Here is a 3,354-nt window from a genome sequence, read left to right as displayed (position 1 = left end):
AAAAAAAGATGGCTTCCTGTAGATAATGCAATCCACCAAGAAACCACTTAAAAGCAATATGATTATACCATTTAAATTTACCCAAGATACGGCAGAAGAACTTTACTATTCAACTGAAAAGTATCCTGTTGAATTTGAAGTCGCGTGGAAAGTTCTGGGTTATAGCCGCAAAGATTCAGCCAAGAGAAAATTAACTAGCTATTTCAATCAAGACACAGATTACCGACTCCACAGTAATGTGGAGTCGGCTCCAGACGGAGGCTTGACGCATCGAGAAGACATTTATTTAACAGTGGAATGTTTTAAGGAAATGGGGATGCTGGCTAAGAGTGAAGAGGGTAAGCAGATCCGAAAATACTTTCTTCAATGTGAGGCGATCGCAAAAGAAGCGGTAAGGGCAGTCCCGCAATTACAGCAACAAATTCAAAATTTGCAACAAAGCTTTGAGCTAATGCAGGCTCAGATCCAAACCTTACTACCCATGCCTTCTGACTTCATTCCCCCAGGATGGGATGCCAAAACCTGGGATTCTTTGCCTTCACAGGACAAACAACATTTCAAATATCTATATCGTCATTGTTCTTTTCATCCTGGCAGCGAGGTTGAGGTAAAAAAGTTACCTGCTGCAAACAGGTCATTGCAACGGGCTGAGATTGAGCATCTGATAAATGATGTACCTGAATCTGAAAAAGAGTTAATAAATGCGGCAAAACAATTGATGCTAAAGAGATTTTGGGCAGATGGAGGTGAATCATGGTCGCATCAGTAGCATCAAAGCCATCAAACCGCAAATCAGAATCTCCATACAAGAGGCTTCATGTGATTATTCCGATAGAAGATATGCTTTGGGCTTCACAACAAAAACCCTCCGTTAATCAGCTATGGCAGGAGTGTTGGACATCAGATCCCTATGGTTCGCGGTGGATGCCTTTGTCTACGACTTTGGGATACAGCACTTTCATTCAAGCCAAGAAAGTTTTATCTGAAAGTGGACTGTTTATTTTTAAACCTGATAAATCTATCCAGGATGGGCGAGAAACTGTTGGCTGGATCGTGCGTAATTTACATGGCAGCCGGATGAAAGATTTTTGGGAAGAGGTAGACCCCGAAAAACAACAACTAGATTCTGAAAAACAGCAATCAAATTCTGAAATTTCAGAGATTCACAATGGCTCTGAAGAAATGCGTGCTTCAAATCAAGCACCTATCTCAAACAAAACCCTTTTCCGACAAGGTTTACAGAAACCCTCACGAACTGCTCAAAAACACCTCACGAACTCTTCAAAAGAGATCGTGAGGTGTGATTCTTCCACGCCAGAAAATTCGCATCTTCGAGAGACGGCTCACGCGCCCTTGGGGGGCGCGTCGCCTCAAGCCGAAAGCGTGGAAGAAACAGAGGAAGACTTGCCTGTGGCAACTGATTGCACATTGCTAACGCTTGTGGATGCTGCACAAGGTCAACCCACTTCGTTGTTAAGTGAGAATAAAGATTGTAGTGAGGAAACGAAAACTACTCATGAAGGCGTTTGTTCCGCGCCAGATAAATGGAGTAATGAGGCAATTGTTGAACGTAGAGAACTGCGCCCCGAAAGAGAAAACAAGTTGAGACTGGCAAGTATGTCGGGCGATAATCCGGGGTTTAATTTTCTGCTTGAATGCTGGGAGGATGTTGGGCTGTGGAACAAAATTAAGCAAGCGATCGCCCAATATCCCGAATGGGGCGTTGTTTATGTTGGCGGAAAATTAGTTTGCACTTATGAACCTTGAAAAAACTATTCATGACATTTCCTCATCTAATGAGGGATGGGTTTATCTTCTTTGGGCAAAAGGCACAACTCGATACAAGATAGGGCGATCACTAAATCCAGTAGCTAGGCATCAAACAATAAACAATCAGTCCCCTTATCCCCTGTTGATGCTTGATTGCTTTTGGACTGTTGATGCAGTAGCTGATGAGAGGCTGTATCACCAACGCAACAATCGCCATCGAGTTCATGGTGAATGGTTTGAAGTTGATACTGAATGGCTAAGTGATTGCGAAAAAACTTTAGATAACGTAACTTTCTACGACTTTTGGCAGGAATCTGATTCCTTGTATTTTTCTTGCGTCCCATCACCCACTATCAGCTTTTTGTTTGATGCGTCTGAAAAATATCTAAGCTGTTTCTTTGGCGGAACACCTCACGATCGCGTAGCAGACCTGTTGATTTCACTATACAAAGCAGCCAACTGCCGAGAAGACTTGGTCTACATCAATTTTTTGATTAGCAATGTCATTCCGCAGTTAATACGTAATAACAGCAAGGAGACACAAAGTTATGGTGACTTAATCATCGGAATACTCGCGGGTGGACATTTGCGACTCTTGGATCAACAGAAGATGTTGGAAATGTATCCAAAGGAATTGAAATTGGGCTACCCAGTGGAGGAAACATGATGTTTGGATTTGATGGTGAAGTTGATGGATTTCAGACGATATTAAAGCGAATCGCAAATAATCTAGGTGAATGCGGACTCACACACAAAGAGGTCAGGGCATACGCCAGATGTCTGCTCCCACTAATTTCGGTGATGGATTTAGGCAAGTTTGAATCAGAAATTAAATTGCTATTAGTAGCCATTTCTGCCCCTGGCTTACCGCACTACGATCGCTCGTTCCTTGCGTCGAAAATACTGAAATTACTTGAAGATCGTAGTCTTTCTAAGTCCAATTCAAAGGAGCATTTTTAACATGTGCAATTGTGGTATTGAGCGCCCCGATTACGATGAAGAATCAGGAGAGGATTTATATGAGGAGAGCGAAGTCATTGCAGAATTACCATTTTCTTGCTGCGAGTGCCAGCACCCAATAAAATCAGGCACGACATACAAACACATTAAAGGTTGTTGGGATGGTGATTGGTCAACTTATGGAATGTGTCTGGATTGTTCTCGGTTAAGCGATCGCCTTTATAAAGAACTTCATGCTTGCCACTGCTTTAGCGGTCTTTATGATGAATTGATTAACTCCGACATTCTCGGTCGTGATGAAGAAAATTGGATTGGACGAGATTGGTTAAAAGTTGTATGCCAGCATCCTCTCAAATGCGAAGTGATTGAGGAAGTGGAGGTGCAAAATGCCAACTGATTCCTACCAAAATAGGGAAATCGCAACAGACTGGGAGCCAAACAAAGGGTGGTACTACAGGGTTGACTCTAGCAAGTGGTATGGGCCATTTGAGAGTGAAGAAGAAGCGATAGAAGCAGCAGAATATAGGATTGACCTGGAGGATTGGGAATGACTAAATCCTGCCTTAATTGCCTCATGGGAGAATTTCATTCAGTAATTGATAGCGGGTTATTTTCCTACTCTGG

General features: G+C 42.6%; 6 protein-coding genes. All 6 read left to right on the top strand.

The window, feature by feature from the left end; genetic code table 11:
• Positions 1–58: 58 nt before the first annotated feature.
• The 6 genes from VE944_RS29330 to VE944_RS29305 are packed head-to-tail and all read left to right on the top strand — an operon-like array spanning position 59 to position 3,281.
• Positions 59–769: a hypothetical protein gene (locus VE944_RS29330; protein ID WP_324985808.1), complete on the top strand. Its 711-nt coding sequence runs from the start codon at positions 59–61 to the stop codon at positions 767–769.
• Entirely contained in the window at positions 754–1,767 is a 1,014-nt protein-coding gene (locus tag VE944_RS29325; protein WP_324985806.1) for a hypothetical protein, read from the top strand. The genes VE944_RS29330 and VE944_RS29325 overlap by 16 nt, the downstream gene beginning before the upstream one ends.
• Positions 1,757–2,437, top strand: coding sequence for a GIY-YIG nuclease family protein (locus VE944_RS29320; protein WP_324985803.1), 681 nt, complete (start codon positions 1,757–1,759; stop codon positions 2,435–2,437). The genes VE944_RS29325 and VE944_RS29320 overlap by 11 nt, the downstream gene beginning before the upstream one ends.
• Positions 2,434–2,730: a hypothetical protein gene (locus tag VE944_RS29315; RefSeq protein ID WP_324985800.1), complete on the top strand. Its 297-nt coding sequence runs from the start codon at positions 2,434–2,436 to the stop codon at positions 2,728–2,730. The genes VE944_RS29320 and VE944_RS29315 overlap by 4 nt, the downstream gene beginning before the upstream one ends.
• Before the next feature lies 1 nt (position 2,731).
• Positions 2,732–3,127: a hypothetical protein gene (locus VE944_RS29310; RefSeq protein WP_324985797.1), complete on the top strand. Its 396-nt coding sequence runs from the start codon at positions 2,732–2,734 to the stop codon at positions 3,125–3,127.
• Entirely contained in the window at positions 3,117–3,281 is a 165-nt protein-coding gene (locus tag VE944_RS29305; protein WP_324985794.1) for a hypothetical protein, read from the top strand. The genes VE944_RS29310 and VE944_RS29305 overlap by 11 nt, the downstream gene beginning before the upstream one ends.
• Positions 3,282–3,354 lie beyond the last annotated feature (73 nt).

This window comes from Nostoc sp. (genome assembly GCF_035638895.1).
Taxonomy (GTDB): Bacteria; Cyanobacteriota; Cyanobacteriia; order Cyanobacteriales; family Nostocaceae; genus Nostoc.
This window is presented reverse-complemented; position numbering and strand designations above follow the sequence as displayed.

What these genes read in the sequence shown, in the direction of transcription:
- VE944_RS29330 (WP_324985808.1), top strand. Translation starts at nt 59, where the DNA reads ATGATTATACCATTTAAATTTACCCAAGATACGGCAGAAGAACTTTAC.
- VE944_RS29325 (WP_324985806.1), top strand. Translation starts at nt 754, where the DNA reads ATGGTCGCATCAGTAGCATCAAAGCCATCAAACCGCAAATCAGAATCT.
- VE944_RS29320 (WP_324985803.1), top strand. Translation starts at nt 1,757, where the DNA reads ATGAACCTTGAAAAAACTATTCATGACATTTCCTCATCTAATGAGGGA.
- VE944_RS29315 (WP_324985800.1), top strand. Translation starts at nt 2,434, where the DNA reads ATGATGTTTGGATTTGATGGTGAAGTTGATGGATTTCAGACGATATTA.
- VE944_RS29310 (WP_324985797.1), top strand. Translation starts at nt 2,732, where the DNA reads ATGTGCAATTGTGGTATTGAGCGCCCCGATTACGATGAAGAATCAGGA.
- VE944_RS29305 (WP_324985794.1), top strand. Translation starts at nt 3,117, where the DNA reads ATGCCAACTGATTCCTACCAAAATAGGGAAATCGCAACAGACTGGGAG.